The 16,672-nt window shown below is 34.4% G+C and carries 14 protein-coding genes; 9 read left to right on the forward strand and 5 right to left on the reverse strand.

Annotated elements, in window-relative coordinates; genetic code table 11:
* Window positions 1–120: 120 nt before the first annotated feature.
* From CDIMF43_RS03585 to arsC, 3 genes are read left to right on the forward strand one after another with little or no spacing between them, the layout of a single operon-like run.
* The gene (locus CDIMF43_RS03585) at window positions 121–435 is read left to right on the forward strand and encodes an ArsR/SmtB family transcription factor (protein ID WP_034571857.1); all 315 of its coding nucleotides are present in this window, start codon (window positions 121–123) and stop codon (window positions 433–435) included.
* Window positions 436–483: 48 nt separating this feature from the next.
* Window positions 484–1,542 (forward strand): ACR3 family arsenite efflux transporter, encoded by a 1,059-nt coding sequence (gene arsB / locus CDIMF43_RS03590; RefSeq protein ID WP_109841204.1) that lies wholly within the window; start codon window positions 484–486, stop codon window positions 1,540–1,542.
* The gene (gene arsC / locus CDIMF43_RS03595) at window positions 1,539–1,952 is read left to right on the forward strand and encodes an arsenate reductase (thioredoxin) (RefSeq protein ID WP_109841205.1); all 414 of its coding nucleotides are present in this window, start codon (window positions 1,539–1,541) and stop codon (window positions 1,950–1,952) included. Before arsB ends, arsC begins: the two co-directional genes overlap by 4 nt.
* Window positions 1,953–2,013: 61 nt before the next feature.
* On the opposite strand, the gene CDIMF43_RS03600 is transcribed toward arsC, so the two are convergent.
* The 4 genes from CDIMF43_RS03600 to CDIMF43_RS03615 all read right to left on the reverse strand — a co-directional run bounded on the left by CDIMF43_RS03600 (window position 2,014) and on the right by CDIMF43_RS03615 (window position 7,483).
* Complete coding sequence (locus CDIMF43_RS03600; protein ID WP_109841206.1) at window positions 2,014–3,435, reverse strand: family 1 glycosylhydrolase; 1,422 nt, start codon at window positions 3,433–3,435, stop codon at window positions 2,014–2,016.
* Between the two features lie 67 nt (window positions 3,436–3,502).
* A complete protein-coding gene (locus CDIMF43_RS03605; RefSeq protein ID WP_109841207.1) occupies window positions 3,503–5,368 on the reverse strand; it encodes a beta-glucoside-specific PTS transporter subunit IIABC in 1,866 nt (621 codons plus the stop codon).
* 2 nt (window positions 5,369–5,370) lie between these two features.
* Window positions 5,371–6,216 carry a PRD domain-containing protein gene (locus tag CDIMF43_RS03610; protein WP_074402250.1) on the reverse strand — a complete coding sequence of 282 codons (846 nt, stop codon included), beginning with the start codon at window positions 6,214–6,216 and terminating at the stop codon, window positions 5,371–5,373.
* A gap of 223 nt (window positions 6,217–6,439) precedes the next feature.
* Window positions 6,440–7,483, reverse strand: coding sequence for a hypothetical protein (locus CDIMF43_RS03615; protein WP_109841208.1), 1,044 nt, complete (start codon window positions 7,481–7,483; stop codon window positions 6,440–6,442).
* A 216-nt stretch (window positions 7,484–7,699) separates the two neighbouring features.
* Here CDIMF43_RS03615 and CDIMF43_RS03620 point away from each other — a divergent pair, with 216 nt between their 5' ends.
* The 6 genes from CDIMF43_RS03620 to CDIMF43_RS03645 all read left to right on the forward strand — a co-directional run bounded on the left by CDIMF43_RS03620 (window position 7,700) and on the right by CDIMF43_RS03645 (window position 14,945).
* Window positions 7,700–8,635 (forward strand): ABC transporter permease, encoded by a 936-nt coding sequence (locus CDIMF43_RS03620; RefSeq protein ID WP_034571837.1) that lies wholly within the window; start codon window positions 7,700–7,702, stop codon window positions 8,633–8,635.
* Between the two features lie 18 nt (window positions 8,636–8,653).
* Window positions 8,654–9,583 (forward strand): carbohydrate ABC transporter permease, encoded by a 930-nt coding sequence (locus CDIMF43_RS03625; RefSeq protein ID WP_034571834.1) that lies wholly within the window; start codon window positions 8,654–8,656, stop codon window positions 9,581–9,583.
* A gap of 20 nt (window positions 9,584–9,603) precedes the next feature.
* Window positions 9,604–11,076, forward strand: coding sequence for an ABC transporter substrate-binding protein (locus CDIMF43_RS03630; protein ID WP_074402252.1), 1,473 nt, complete (start codon window positions 9,604–9,606; stop codon window positions 11,074–11,076).
* Window positions 11,077–11,146: 70 nt separating this feature from the next.
* Window positions 11,147–11,752: a DUF624 domain-containing protein gene (locus tag CDIMF43_RS03635; protein ID WP_074402253.1), complete on the forward strand. Its 606-nt coding sequence runs from the start codon at window positions 11,147–11,149 to the stop codon at window positions 11,750–11,752.
* A 19-nt stretch (window positions 11,753–11,771) separates the two neighbouring features.
* Window positions 11,772–13,481 (forward strand): sensor histidine kinase, encoded by a 1,710-nt coding sequence (locus CDIMF43_RS03640; RefSeq protein ID WP_109841209.1) that lies wholly within the window; start codon window positions 11,772–11,774, stop codon window positions 13,479–13,481.
* A 12-nt stretch (window positions 13,482–13,493) separates the two neighbouring features.
* Window positions 13,494–14,945: a response regulator transcription factor gene (locus CDIMF43_RS03645; RefSeq protein WP_109841210.1), complete on the forward strand. Its 1,452-nt coding sequence runs from the start codon at window positions 13,494–13,496 to the stop codon at window positions 14,943–14,945.
* A 96-nt stretch (window positions 14,946–15,041) separates the two neighbouring features.
* Here the strand turns inward: CDIMF43_RS03645 and CDIMF43_RS03650 are convergent, their stop codons facing one another.
* Window positions 15,042–16,547, reverse strand: a complete 1,506-nt coding sequence (locus tag CDIMF43_RS03650) for a glucosyltransferase domain-containing protein (protein ID WP_074402256.1) — start codon at window positions 16,545–16,547, stop codon at window positions 15,042–15,044.
* Window positions 16,548–16,672: the final 125 nt, after the last annotated feature.

Genomic DNA, 16,672 nt, shown 5'->3' on the forward strand with positions numbered 1-16,672 from the left:
ATCTGAGTTGAATTCTATAGGAAGAGAAATTTTGATGGCAGATAGTCAACTTTCGCTTGACTGAATATAGAAGTTCGTCTATATTGTAGATAGATACATATCTATGTTAAGGAGGATATTATGGATTACGAAGAATTATCAAAGGTTTTAAAAGCCATTTCAGATCCCAAAAGAATGAAAATCATCGATTTGCTGTCATGTGGTAGTCTGTGTGCATGTGATGTTTTAGATCATTTTGACTTTACCCAACCAACGCTTTCCCATCATATGAAAGTACTGGAAAAGGCTGGGATTGTATCTGTCGAAAAAAAAAGCCAGTGGCATTATTATACGTTAAAAGAGGATAGAGTAGACTCCTTTAGGGCATCCCTGACGGAGTTGTTTGCTAGCACTGAAACCTGTATTTGTATGAAAGAAGAAAGTAGTAGTGATTAAAAAAAATTACGATTTTGTAATTAAAAACGATAGTTGGAGTTGAATGAAATGAATAGTGTAACTAAAAAATTATCCTTATTAGACCGGTATTTAACTTTTTGGATTTTTTTGGCAATGGCAGTCGGAATTGGATTAGGCTTCTTATTTCCAAGTGTCCCTAAGATCATTGACCATTTATCTATCGGAACAACATCCATTCCGATAGCAGTTGGACTAATCTTGATGATGTACCCTCCGCTTGCCAAGGTGAAGTATGAAGAAATGTGGCGTGTCTTTAAGGACTGGAAAGTGTTAGTCTTATCTCTTGTTCAAAATTGGGTGATTGGTCCAATTTTAATGTTTGGTTTAGCAGTTATTTTTTTACGTGATTACCCGGAGTATATGGTAGGGCTGATTATGATTGGTCTTGCTAGATGTATTGCAATGGTGCTGGTTTGGAGTGAGCTTGCACAAGGGGATAATGAATATACGGCAGGCTTAGTGGCTTTTAACTCTGTTTTTCAAATTGTATTTTATTCTGTATTCGCTTATATATTTGTGACGGTCTTACCTAACTGGTTGGGACTTGAAACTCATACCGTTGCAATTACGATGGGTGAAATTGCTAAAAGTGTTTTTATCTATTTAGGGATTCCGTTTATAGCAGGATTTTTATCCCGCGTTCTTTTAATAAGATATAAAGGGAAAAAGTGGTTTGAAGACATTTATTTACCAAAAATTAGTAGCATTACGTTAATAGCGTTATTGTTTACTATTGTGGTAATGTTCTCAGTTAAAGGAGAAAAAGTAATCGAACTCCCTTTGGATGTGGTTAGAATTGCAATCCCATTGTTGTTTTATTTTGTTATTATGTTTTTTATTTCATTTTTTATTTCCAAAAAAATGGGGACCAGTTATCCAATTGCAGCCTCACTTTCTTTCACAGCAGCCAGCAATAATTTCGAGCTAGCGATAGCCGTTGCAGTAGGTGTTTTTGGAATTAACTCTGGGGAAGCTTTTGCGGCTGTAATCGGTCCGTTAGTCGAAGTTCCCGTTTTAATTGGTTTAGTCAATGTTGCATTAAGATTCAAACAAAAATATTTTGATACTAAAGGAGCAAAAGGATGAAGAAAATTTATTTTTTATGTACAGGGAACTCTTGTCGGAGTCAAATAGCTGAAGGATTTGCAAAAAAATATTTCCCTTCTCATTGGGAAGTAAGAAGTGCTGGAATCGAGACCCATGGCTTAAATCCTAAAGCTGTTAAAACAATGAAAGAAGCAGGAATCGACATTACGATGCAAACGTCAGATTTGATTGATCCAGACTTTTTTCAACAAGCAGATTTCATCGTAACCTTATGTGGAGATGCAGCGGATAACTGTCCAATCATTCCAACGACAACCCACTATGAACACTGGGATTTAAGTGATCCAGGTAAGGCAACAGGGACAGATCAAGAAATAGCGGCAGCTTTTTCTAACACAAGAGAGGATATAAAAGAACGAATGATGCAATTAGTTAAACGATTAGCTTAAAATAAAAAGAATCCCCTCTAACTATCTGTTTTCTGGATAGCTAGAAGGGGATTTTTACTTACTAGTCAAAGGTGGTAGTGCGGATAACGTTTTGGTACCAGTTAAAGGACTTTTTCTTTATACGGGTGAAGGTCCCTGTTCCGTCATCGTTTTTATCAACATAGATGAAACCATATCGTTTTTTCATTTCGCCAGTAGTCGCGCTAACTAAGTCGATAGGCCCCCATGTTAAATAACCAAAACACTCTACATAATCTTCAACAATGGCTTTTTTTACTTGTTCAATATGTTGTTCGATATACTCGATGCGATAGTCGTCTTGAATCGTTCCGTCAGTTTCAAGATGATCGATAGCACCTAACCCATTTTCAGTAATGATAATGGGCAAGCTATAGCGACGATAAAGGTAATTTAAAAGATAGCGCAAACCTGTTGGATCAATTGCCCATCCCCATTTACTTTGTTGTAAATAAGGATTTTGAACCCCTCCAAATAAAGTTTCTTCGTTTTCATGGTCTCCTTCATAATGAGCAACACTAGAAGAATAATAATTCAAGCCGATAAAATCAATTTTACCTTGGGCAAAAGCGAGTTCATCTTCTTGGGAAATCGTTAAATCGATTCCAGCTTTTGCATACTCTTTTAATTTATAAGCAGGGAATTTACCCGTACACATGGCGTCGATTTGGTAAAATTCACGATCCGTTTCTTTAAAGGAATTCATCACATTTTTTGGATCGCAATTTAGTGGATAGGCAGGAGTTAAGCCAAAAACACATCCAATTTCAAAGTTTGAATCAATGTCATGGGCTAACTTAACCGCTTTGACGCTGGCTAAGGTCATATGGTAACTGATGGTAGCTAAGGTTTGTTTTTTATTTTTAAGATCAGAGTATTTTAAACCTGAAATAATGTACGTAAAGATATCAGAAGCCTCTGTTTGAGGGTCAATATGATTCATTTCATTGAAAGTCGCCCAGTAACGAACTTTTCCTTTCAATGCATTAAACATGGTTTCGCAATAATTTAAATAGAAATCAATTACTTTTCGATTGGTCCAAGAGCCATAGTTGTTCACTAAATGAACAGGCATTTCGAAGTGATAGAGTGTAACGATCGGTTCAATACCATATTTTAAGAGCTCGTCTACGACATTTTGATAAAATTGGACACCTAGTAAATTAGGCGTTTGCTCGTCTCCTAACGGATAGATGCGAGACCAATCAATTGAGATACGCAAAGCTTTAAATCCCATTTCAGCAAATAAAGCAATATCTTCCTTGTAGTGATGATAAAAATCAATTCCCTCATGAGAAGGATATTTTTTTCCTGCTTCAATTTTAGTACAAATTTCCCGCGGTTGTTCATAAGTTCCCTGTGTGACTAAGTCCATAATGGCAATCCCTTTGCCATCTTGATCCCAAGCCCCTTCGCATTGGTGAGCAGCGATACTGCCCCCCCATAAAAAATCCGTTTTTTTCATTGGAAAGACCTCCTTAAAATAGTATTAAATAGAAAAAATTTTATAAACCGTTTTTCTTTCCAAAAAGCTAGAACACGATTGTAACCATCTCATCATTAAGCACTAATTTCTCATGAATAGCAGGGATGACATCCAAATAATCTGTTGTATTTGTAATAACGACAATAATTGTTGTATCATAGCCTTCTTTTTTTAACCCGTCAAAATCAACTGTAGCTAATAGTTGGCCTGATTTAACTTTGTCTCCAGGTTGAACGATTGTATCAAAATAGGTTCCATCAAGTTCAACAGTATCAACCCCGATGTGAATTAAAATTTCAACCCCTTCTTTTGTTTGAATCCCAATAGCATGTTTAGTAGGAAAGACTACTGTAACTTCACCGTCAACTGGAGAAACGACTTCCGACGTAGAAGGAATAATTCCAATCCCTTTGCCTAGTGCCCCAGTTGAAAAGGCTTGATCTTTTATGTCAGCTAACTGAACAAGTTCCCCTTTAGCAACTGATTGTAGCGTTAATTTTTTTGCAAAGTTGCCTTCTTTTTCTAGAGCAGTTTCTTCCGAGAAGGTTTCTTCTTCGTTTTTAGCAGTGTTCGTTTCTGGAATTCCAAGAATATAAGCCGAAACAGCAGCACCGATAAAAGCAATTAGAACCGCAATCACCATAAATATCAAATTAGAAAAATCTTGATTTTGAGCGTACGAAGGCAGTCCCATTAAGCCCCAAACAATCGAGTAAGTTTTTACGTTCATTAAACCAGCAAACAATCCACCAAGACCGCCACCAATCATTACGGCAATAAAGGGTCTGCGGTATTTAATGAAGGCACCGTAAATTGCAGGTTCTGTTACGCCCATCAAGGCGCTAAAGCTTACCGTTCCAAATAATTGTTTTTGTTTTGATTCTTTTGCTCTTAAAAAATACCCTAGCATTGCTCCAGCAACGGCCAAATCAGAAATGGTTGCAGCTGCTAAGAAAATCGGATCATAACCCATTTCATTCACAAAATTCAGTGCAAGTGGCATCATGAAATTGCCAGCACCCAGCATAATTAAGAAAGGTTGGAAAGCAGCGTAAAGCATTACGACAATCCAACTACCGAAAGTGTCCATTAGTAGTTTAAATAATAAGCCGATGCCGTCTCCAATCCAAATACCGATTGGTCCAAATAAAAGCAGCGTTACTGGTAAACAAATCACCATAATTAGAACAGGATTCAAAAAATAATGTAAAAATTTTGGAATGTATTTGTTTAAAAAGGTGGTTAAATGTCCCATAAACCAAACTGCTAAAATAATTGGGATAAAAGAATTAGCATACGTTGTTTGAGGCAAAGAGATACCGAAAATACTCAATCCTGCAACGCCGTTAATTGACGTTGAAACGAGAGTAGCAGCTAAAGCAACCGCTAAATAAGGGCTTGCTTTTAAACGTTTTGCGCAAGACATCGCAATTAAGATTGGCAAGAAAAAGAAAACTGCTTCGCGAATTGAATTTAACAAAATGTACGTTGGACTTTCTTCTGAAAGAACCCCAGTAATTGTAAACAACGACAAAAATCCAGCAAGTAGGCCTGATGCAATAATGGGTTCAATGACAGGAGTCATTGTTTCAGAGACTAAATCGAGCATTGCTTTTAAGGGGTGCTTTTTTTCTTTAGCAGCTTGGCTGGAATCGGTAGTAGGGTTGATTCCTAACATGCTTACTAATTCAGCATGCACCTCGTTTACGTGGGTTCCAATAATAACTTGATAAGCAACATTGTTTGATACAACATCAATGACGCCATCTATGTTTTTTAACTCTTCTGTTTTTGCTTTTGAACGATCCTTTAAAGTGAATCTCAAGCGCGTCATGCAGTGAACAACCGCTTGAATATTTTCTTTTCCACCTACTAGTTGAATAATAGTTTCATTAAGATTTTGATAAATCATTTTTAGGACTCCTTTTTACTTCGATTGGTTACGCGATGGATATGAAGCATAAGGTACGTCTCTTCATCAATTGAAATCACACACTCATATTTTTCTTGGATATAAACTTTGATTTTTTGGATGCAATCATAGGCATCTGTATAAAGCATTTTGATTTGAGTGTTCAATACTAAGTCACTTTCATCATAGATTTTATCGGTTTGAACACGTTGGATAAAATATTGTAAATGAGTCATTAAGCGCATATAGTTCATCGATTTTTCATCTAGCTTAATTTTAAAGTGGTACTGAATAATTGATAAAATATCCCTCAGACTTTCCATTGAGCGTATAGTTGAATCTAAATTGTTTTTATCCTCTTGCAAATTAACAAAATGCAACGCAATTGAAACGGCTTCATCTTCTGGAAAATGAAGATTGAACTGCTGATTGATCAGGTTCAATGCATAAAGGCCGATATCGAAATGCTGTGGATAGAATTTTTTGACTTCCCATGTTAAGGGACTGCGAATAAATTGTCCTTTGGCAGCACGTTTTAGTGCAAATTCAATATGATCCAGTAAGGTCAAACTTAAATAATCATTTGATTTTTCAGTTAGCTGTTTTTCACCAAATTCAATAATTTGATTGACGAGTGTAATATGGTTAGGGTCCGAATTAGCTAGCAGATAACTGAAGTGCTCCAACATATCATTTGAATCTAATACATAGGTCTTTTCAATTTCAGTTTCTTTAATGGTTTGTCCAACTTTTTTTCTAAAAGCTAACCCTTTCGCATAAACAATTACTTCATTTTTCCCCCTGCTAACGATAGCTACATTGTTGTTTAAAATTTGACTTACTTTCATTTTCTTACTCCTTTCCAGAAAAAAAACTCAAATTACCTAGAAAAGGACTGCTTCTAGGTAATTTGAGTTCTGCCTGCATTAATCAGTAACATACTCTATAAAATGGCTACGTCGCCATAATTGTTTTTTTTCTTAATTCCAGTATAGTTCATGAAACAAGGATAGTCAACGCTTACATTTACATTTCCATATGATTTAAATTTTTAGTCATTTTTTTTTAAGGTTACGACGTTTCTAATAATGTAAAAATATAAAGAGTTAATTCGTCATCTTGCAATAAATGCAGTTGATTTTTATAGTAAATACTCCGATCATAAACACGCCATTTCATCACTTTAGGCAATTGTAAGAAAGGGCTCATTTTCCAGCGAATAAGCAAATGACTTTCTGTTTCAGATTCAGAGACGCTTAAATCTTGGGGGGATTGGTTGAAGGATTTATTTAAGCGAGAAGGCATTTTTTTAATAAAAATTTCCTTTGAACGGTATTGAAAGTCTTGGTTTAATTCGCGATTTTTTGTTTCATAAGAAAATAACTGTCCTTCATTTTGTTTTTGTTTTTCTAAAGAGAGAGGCAAAGGAAACTCTTTAATAAATCGACCCACTTGTTGAAGTTTTGGTTCGGCAGGTTGAATCGAAACTAAATGAAGCTGTTTTTTTATTTTACCAAAGGTTAGAAAAAAACTTTCTTTTAAAGGATTTTCACCATATTGAATCAAATCATTTCCAGACCATTCGCTAGAACTTGCAAAGCTGGCGTTAAGGAGATAAATACCAGTATGAGGTATTTTTGAAGTGTTTTGCAGTGTCCATTTTTTAGTAGCATCATATTCAAATAACCCATTTTCACCAGCAGATAAAGCGATTCTGCCATTTTTTGAAACTGAAATATGTTGAACGGGTTCATCCCATAAGGTAAGTTTAGTTGCATGAGGATCCAGCAACGAATAGGCATAAAATCCAGTGATGTCTGAATAATAAAGAGTATGTTTGAAAATAGCGCTATCTAGTATCGGAAAATTAAACTGCAGTGTTTTTTCTAAGAAAGGTTCTAAATCTGCTAGTGAACTATGGAGATACTCTGTTGAACGAGGTTCATAATAAACGACACGTTCAACTTTATTTAGTGATTTCATCCATTTATTCCAGTCATAAATGGCTAAATTATTTTGGTTATTCCATAAATAAAGATGTCCACTATATAATTGGCAGTCTTGAAATTGACCGTCTATCGTGATTTTGGTTGTGAGAATTTGTTCCATTTCCATTTAGTTCAGCATCCTTTCTTCTCGTGAGGCTTTCTGTAATTCTATTTTAACATTTATATAGAAGAAAATGGGAAAGGAAACAACTTAAAGTGATTCTCCAACTATAATATGTTACCCTTTCGCTATAATTTGTTCCTTTTTTATGAAAAGAGCAGAGGCTATAATGAAAGAGTAATGAAAACGTTTACTAAATCAAGTTTTAAGAAAGGAGAACAGATGAAAAAGAAAGGTTTTTGGTATCATTTCAATAAAAATAAAATGCTTTTATTAATGGCTCTTCCAGGTGCATTATGGCTTATTTTCTTCTTTTACATTCCGGTTTTAGGGAATGTCGTGGCGTTTAAAAACTTTACTTATTCTGATGGTGGATTTTTTAAGAGTTTGCAAGAAAGTCCGTGGGTAGGATTTGATAACTTTAAATTCCTATTTAGCTCGTCGAATGCGTATATTATTACGAGAAATACCGTTCTTTATAATGTGGTCTTTATTATTAGCGGGCTGGTCGTAGCCGTTATGTTTGCCATTATTTTAAGTGAGATTCGTTCGAAGAAGATGGTGAAGGTGTATCAAACATCCATGCTGTTGCCGTATTTCTTATCATGGGTTATCATCAGTTATTTCGTTTATTCCTTCTTAAGCCCAGACAAAGGCTTAGTGAATTCGATCTTAGCAGGTCAAGCAGGGGACGGGATCAATTGGTACAATGAACCGAAATATTGGCCATTTATTTTAGTCTTTATGGGGATTTGGAAAGGTGTCGGTTATAGTAGTATTATCTACTTTGCTTCAATTATGGGGATTGACCCGACATATTATGAAGCAGCAATGATTGATGGTGCAACAAAATGGCAACAAATCAAAAATGTAACCTTGCCTCAATTAGCACCGTTAATGACTATTTTAACGATTTTAGCCGTAGGGAATATTTTTAGAGCTGACTTTGGTCTGTTTTATCAAGTTCCACGAAACTCAGGAGCCTTATACGAGGTAACTTCTGTTTTAGATACGTATATCTATAATGGGTTAACAAGTAGTGGAGATATCGGAATGGCTTCAGCAGCCGGCTTGTATCAATCGGTTGTGGGTTGTATTTTAGTTATTGGCACGAACTTATTGGTTCGCAAATATGACGAGGAATCAGCGCTATTCTAGGAGAGGAGAATCGAAAACATGGAAGAAAAACGTAAAAAGAAAAAAATAAATACAGTAAAGGTGCAAACCTTCGGAAAAAAAGCGGATATTTTCTTTAACATTATTATCGCGCTCTTCGCTTTCTCCTGTATCTTCCCATTTATTTTTGTTATTATTATTTCATTTACAAGTGAAACGTCACTAATAACAGAAGGGTATCGAATCATACCTTCTTCATGGAGTTTTGATGGGTATCGATACCTTTACGAGATGAAAGATCAAATTTTACAAGCGCTATTTATTACGGTTTTTGTAACGGTTGTAGGGACGTTAGTGAACGTGACGTTTACCTCTACGTATGCCTATGCTATTTCAAGAAATTCGTTTCGTTACCGTAAATTTTTCACCGTGTTTGCCTTAGTCACAATGTTATTTAGTGCAGGAATGGTACCAAACTATATCGTAATGACAACGTTATTAAACTTAAAAGATACTGTTTGGGCATTGATTTTGCCAATGGCGTTAAGTCCCTTTAATATCATCGTGATGCGCACCTTCTTTAAACGCTCTGTACCAGATGCGATTATTGAATCAGCAAAAATCGATGGAGCAGGTGAATTACGCGTCTTTATGCAAATCGTATTGCCACTAGCAGTCCCTGGAATTGCAACAATCAGCTTGTTTGCGGCTTTAGGTTATTGGAATGATTGGTTTAATGCATTGCTTTACATTCAAAGTGATAACTTAGTTCCTTTACAATATTTATTAATGAAAATTCAAAGCAATATTGAATATATGTCCCAAAACGCCAACATGAGTTCAGCATTAAGCGGTGGGGCAGCAGCAATTCCAAAAGAAGCAACAAGAATGGCGATGGTTGTTATTTCAACAGTTCCAATCGCATGTAGTTATCCATTTTTCCAAAAATATTTTATCAGTGGTTTGACAATTGGCGGAGTTAAAGAATAATCATAAATGGAGGGTTTAAAATGAACAAAACGTTCAAAAAAATGTTGGTCTCAGGTGCAGCATTTGCACTTCTTGGAGGCGTGTTGGCAGGTTGTGGTGGCTTAAAAGGGGATGCTGGAAAAGCCACAAAAGATGATGATGGCAAAACTTTATTGATGTATCAAATTGGAGACAAGCCAGAAAATTACGATCAATTGATGGAAGTTGCGAATAAGCGTATCAAAGATAAGATTGGCTATAAAGTGAATTTACAATACATTGGTTGGGGCGATTATGAAAAGAAAATGTCAGTGATTACCTCATCAGGTGAAAACTATGATATTGCATTAGCGAAAAACTATGTAGCAAACGCTCAAAAAGGGGCCTATGCTGATTTAACAGATATGCTCCCTAAGTATGCGAAAGAAAGCTACGACATGTTAGATGAAGCTTATATTCAAGGAAATACTGTGAATGGAAAGCTTTACGCAATGCCAGTTAATGGCAACGTGTATGCACAACAAGTTTTATCATTTAACTCAACGTTCCTAGATAAATACAACTTAGATGTTTCAAATGTAAAAACATTGGCAGATATGGAACCAATGTTAAAAGTAATCAAAGAGAAAGAACCGAATGTCGTTCCTGTAGCGGCCGGATCTGGCTGGAGAGTCATCCGTGATATTGAATACGTAATGGACGATAAAGTTCCGTTGGCAGTAGATATTCATGGGGATACAACAAAAATCATTAACCCATATGAAACTGGGGATGGCGTGATTCCAGACCTAAAAACAATGCACAAATTCTATGAGTTAGGTTATGTGGCAAAAGATGCCGCAACAAGCAACACAGACTATAATTTAGAATCAGACACATGGTTTGCTCGTATTGAAACACAAGGCCCATACGATTACGGCGATACTTTATTAACAAGAGCGGCTCAAAAACCAATCGTATCTAGACCGATTACAAGTCCAATCAAAAATACTGCCAATGCACGTATGGCAAACTTCGTAGTATCAAATAATTCTAAAAACAAAGAAAAATCAGTTGAACTTTTAAACCTATTAAACTCTGATCCTGAATTATTAAATGGCTTAGTTTACGGAATTGAAGACGAAACTTGGAAAAAATTAGACAATGATCGCGTTGAGTTATTAAAAGCATATGGACCAAAAAATCATATGTCTGCATGGAATACAGGAAACAATGAAATTGTTTACCTTGAAAAATCAATTACAGATGAACAAATCGAGAAAAGAAAAGACAGCATTGAAAATGCTGAAAAATCTCCATTACTTGGCTTTAATTTTGTAACGGATAATGTGAAAACAGAATTAACCAATATCAATAATGTCATGAGTCAATATTTAGATGGATTGCACACCGGAACATTGGATCCTGATAAAGCTCTACCAGAAATGAATCAAAAATTAAACGGTGCTGGGCTTGAAAAAGTAAAAGCAGAAATGCAAAAACAATTTGATGAATTTAACAAATCAAAAAAATAAGAACATGCAAAAGAGCACCTGTCAGTTATTGACGGGTCTCTTTGCATTTTATTAGAGGGAGTATACAAATATGATAGCAAAAGGACTAGAAACAGGTTTTAACAGAGTGTACTATTTAATTAAATTGAGCTTGTACTTCTGGGGGTTAAGCTTAAGCGGCTTAATGGTAGTTGGTTTTGTGCCAGCTCTCTTGACCTTAACGGAGATTCATCAAGAAGCAGCTTGGAATTATAAAGAATTAACCTGGAAAAAAAGTTGGGCGCTATTTAAAGCGTATATTATTAGAGGGAACCAAATGATGTTGATTTTTGGAAGTACTATTTTATTTTTGTTATTAAATTTATATCTATCAGTTCAAACACAGGGATTTATCTTTGTGGTAATTGACTTTTTGATTATAGCTGTCTTATTTTTAATGATAAATGTCTTTATTTTAAGTATACTGATAACGGTTACGTATGAAATCAATCTATCTAATACTTTAAAATTAGCATTTATCACATTTTTTACAAGTTTAAAAGAATGCCTAGTTGCAGGAATTTGTTTAGTTGTGATTTGGACGATTACTTATCGTTATCCTGGACTTATTTTATTTATCAGTGTCGGCTTAAGCGTTGCGGTTGTCAATCAAGTAACAACTAAAATTTTTAATCGTTTAAAGATTGAATCCATTTAATGGCGAAAGGAGAAGTGTGATGAAAAGCAAACAGAATCAAATTTACTCCCTATTAAAAATATACTCAATGATTTTGATTGTTGGCGTCACTGTTTTCTCTTTAGTCGTTAGTTATACCATTTCTAAGAAGAACAACGAAGAAGCCAAACAGGTTACAGTAGATATTTCCAATCGAATCGATGCCATTTTAGTTGAAGATGAAAAAAAGGCCGCACGTATGGCGACAGAGTTGACATCCAATCCTTTACGCATCGAGAATTTATATCGCTATTTCCAACTGGACTATCAACAGTATCTTAGTTATACCTTAGACATCAGTCAAGACTATAACATGTATATTTACCTACCCAAAGAAATTGAACACATGTATTACTTAGACGAATCCATTCAATCTGTTGCTATTTCGTTAAATGAATTTAAGGAAGTGTATTCATCAACTTTGACTAACAAGCAAGGCATCAAACTGGAGGAATTTCCAAAAGACACCGGAGTAATGATTCCAAAATTATTAAACAATCCAGATACATCAAAATATATCGGTACGTTTTATTTATCATTGAGTGTAGAGGAATTTAACAAAGCTGTTACAAATAATAGCCAACAAACAGAATCGGAAACCTTTATTTTTTCAAACACGAATCGCTTGATCTACTCAAGAAAAACAAAAGAAAAGGATTCTCCACTAGAATCAGAACTAATTCAACAAATGAACGATCATTCAAAAATTCAACCATCGAAACTAAAAGAATCGTATTTTATGACACAATTAAAAACAAAAGAAGGGTATCAAATTTATACTTTTGTCCCTAAAAAATCAGTATTTTTAAAGTCAGCTAAAAGCTTTCTGTGGTTGTTTTTATTTAGTTTGATCATTGATAGTATCTTACTGCTAACACTTTTTAAATTATTTGGAAAGTATGTTCGACAAGTAGAAGATATTTTACTATCAATCAATGAAATTACCAAAGGTAAAATCGAGAATCGGATTGAAGTCAATCACAAGCAAGCTGAAATGAAACAAATCTCGATTGGAATCAACCAGATGTTAGATAGCATTCAAACCTATTTAAAGGATATCTATGAGCTGGAAATCAAACAAAAAGATGCGGACATGCGAGCGTTACAATCGCAAATCAATCCTCATTTTTTGTATAATACACTAGAGTACATTCGGATGTCTGCTGTCAGTGAAGGTGCAGATGAACTGGCAGAGGTTGTATACAATTTTGCAGCCTTGTTACGCAATAATATTTCACAAGAAAAAACAGTCACATTAGAAAATGAATTGAAATTTTGTGAAAAATACGTTTACCTTTACCAAATGCGTTACCCAGAAAGCATCGCCTATTCTTTTTCAATCGAAGAATCTATAAAAAGCTTACCTATTCCAAAATTTGCGATTCAACCTCTAATTGAAAACTATTTCCAACATGGCATCGATTATTTAAAAATGGAAAATGCAATAGGAGTGAAGGCCTATCGTGAAAACGAGGAGATTGTAATTAAAATCAGTGACAATGGTTTAGGAATGTCTGAAATCCAGTATGGAGCAATCAATGAAGCCTTGGCTTTTAATCATGAGGTAAAAGTCAATTCAGTAGGCATTCACAATGTGAACACACGGCTAAGACTGTATTACGGCTCATCCTACCATATGAAGTATTTCCCAACCAAAAATGGTGGAACAACGATTGTCATACGTTTTAAAGACAAAGGAGAACAAACTTAAAGGAGCTTGCTTATGTATAAAGTGTTAATTGTAGACGATGAGTATATGATTTTGATGGGATTAAAAAAACTAATTGACTGGGAAAGCTTAAATTTGACCATCGTAGGTACTGCTAAAAATGGTCAAGAGGCACTTGATTTTGTAGTTGCCAATCCAGTGGATATCGTCCTAACGGATGTGACCATGCCACTTTTATCAGGGATAGAATTTATTAAAGAAGCCCAACGCTTAAATCAACAATTTAAAACAATTATTCTTTCAGGCTACCAAGAATTTGACTATATTAAGGAGGGCATGCAACTGGGAGCTGCCAATTATTTAGTGAAACCAGTGGATAAAATCGAACTAAAAGAGACCTTATTAAAACTAATTAATGAACTGGATTCTCAAAAAGAAAATTTTCAAAATGAAGACTTGCTGTATCGGAGCATGCTAAATGATTGGTTACTAAATACCGTTGATTATGACGCCTTAAATAGGTGGGCTACTTCAAGCGGAAGAACAATCGTTAGCGAGAATTATCAAGTAGTACTTTTTAAAATTAAACCAAAAGAACAAGAGAGCTTAAAAAAAGAATTGCTTTCAAACAGTCACTATTTATTTTTCATGGTTTCTGAAACTGAACTGGCAGTGATTGTAATGGATTCTCGAAAAGACGAATTGATGTTTGACTTAACTACTAAAATGCAAGACAACGTATTGGTTTTTGAAGGAACCGTTGTTGCAACGATGGAGGAAGTAGGAGGAAGTTATCAAACAGCTAAAGGGAAATTAGAGACCTTCACCTTCTATGATAAGGATATTTTAATCGTAGAAAAGGAGAAATCAAGCCAATTCCTACCGGAGTCCTTTAAACAGTTTACAGAGGTATTAGCATTGCAAGACTTGACCAAAATTAAAGCAGCCATGCAAGAAATTTTAACCCATTTTGAGCAAAATGTGGAACAACCAAAAATGGTGAAACAGCATGCTAATTTACTCTTAATGCACCTTCATTTACAATTTACCTTCATTGAAAACACCCTTTTTCAAGAAAAAATAAATGAGGTGAATCAGGCTAAAAAACTAAAAGATGTAGAAAACATCTTATTAGAAATGCTTCAAATAATCGAATTAGATGAGCATTTAGTTATCTACAGTCCCATTACGCAACAAGTGATTGAACTAGTCCAAACGAGCTACCGTGAAGATTTGAATTTAAAAATGATTGCAAAAAAATTACATGTCAACGTGATGTACTTAGGACAGCTATTTAAAAAAGAAACGAAAAAAAGCTTTTCAACTTACTTAAACGACTACCGGATTAAGTTAGCTCAAAATCTCTTACTGCATTCAACGGATCCAATTAATGATATTGCCTTAAACGTGGGCTACCAAAGCTCCGGTTATTTTTATAAGAACTTTAAGAAAAAGTGTGGCGTTTCACCGAAGGAATTTAGAGAACATTATTTGAATCGGAAATGATATTTTTTTACGAATGATCAACTAAAAAGCACTAGATATTTAAGGATTCCTTAAATATCTAGTGCTTTTAGTTGTATTAATTTAAATGAATGATATTTATTTCATAAAGACAAATATTTTATTTCCTTTTGTATAAATATCATAGTAGGCATTTGTTATTTCTAATTTTTTATCTGTTTTTTTAAAATCAGAAAAATCAAAGGGCTCAATATTTACATTTAAATTTGAATAGGTATTAAATAAAACAAAATTTGGCCAATAAGGTGCTGAATTACTAGGAACTAAACTACCTAAAATCGGATAATTACTTTGACTATTAAGAACAACTGGAGAATCTTTAAATAATGCATTTACTAATACGTTCTTCCGATCATCGTTCACAATATTTTTTAAGTCTGTTGTTAAAATAGTACTTTGTCTTTCAAAGGAATCTTTTTGGTAGCTTAACATTGATGCATAAGTGAACGGGAATGAAAGCATATAGTACATAAACAAAAGGGCCATAAGTTTTGTAATAAAATTAATTGGTTTATTTTTCGATTTAGCTGTCATCAATATTAGTGATATACCAAGAAAAGCGCCAAATCCATGCATGTAGCGAGGTCTTGCAGTTGCTAGAGGTTCTGTAAATATAAGGAAAACACCGTAGCTAAAAATAAAGGCAATTCCGAGATAAAGTAATGCAAACGTAAAGCTTTTCAAAATGGAAGTTTCAGAACGTACAATACTTGATACTGTAAATAGAATAATAAAAATCAAATAAAACAATATCCAAATACTGGCACTTTGATGATAAATAGTAGAGCCATAAATATAGATATTTTTAACAAAAGTTACAGGTAGATCAATTATATTTGAAGTGGAAAATATACCACCTCGTTCTGCTAAGGCGGGGTTGAATTTCATTTCAATAGCGTAAGCACCCATTGCAATTACAAATGCAACACCTGCAAGAAAAAGTTTTTTGAATAATTGACCGAAAGGAACATTCGTTAAAGTATCTCTATAAAATAACGCTAATGCCATAACAATGTAGACACCAGAAGAAGCTTGATAAGTATTACACATCAAAAATACTCCTATTACTGATAAGAAAAAGAAATATTTCTTATTTCCTTTCCACCACAGAAAAGGAAAAATAGAAAAAAGAATACTTAGTGCCATGTAAGGACTATCAAAGCGAAAACTAATGCATTCTAAGAACCATGGATTAAGACCAATCAAAGATGAAGAAATTAAAGGAACCCAATCCATTTTTTTGTTATTTAATATATATACCGCAAGGATACTAGAAGTAGCTAGAATTAACCCAGTTAAAATGTGGGTTGTTAGACCCATATCTGTGAGATGTCGACTACCTTGAACGGCCCACGATGCTAGTTCACTCCCCCATCGAGAATACGACCAAGCAAAGCTAGTATCTCCATGTATTTGTCGAGACACATCGTCAATATATGGGAAATTTACAATTCCAATAGAAAGAATAGCCATTTGATAAATAAATATAATAGAAATAAGTTTCCAATTATTCTCAATAAGCCAATTTTTAAATGTTTGTGTTTGATGAACTATTTTGTGCTCAGTAACAGATTGTGTAGTCATGTGTAATTCTCCTTTTATTGAATATATGCTTATTAATTTAAGACTCTTTATGATAGCATACTGCATTTTTGGTTGCACCGATTTTATTTATTGAATCCTATTAAAAAAAACGATAATTTGTCTAA

This window comes from Carnobacterium divergens (assembly GCF_900258435.1).
GTDB classification, from domain to species: domain Bacteria; phylum Bacillota; class Bacilli; order Lactobacillales; family Carnobacteriaceae; genus Carnobacterium; species Carnobacterium divergens_A.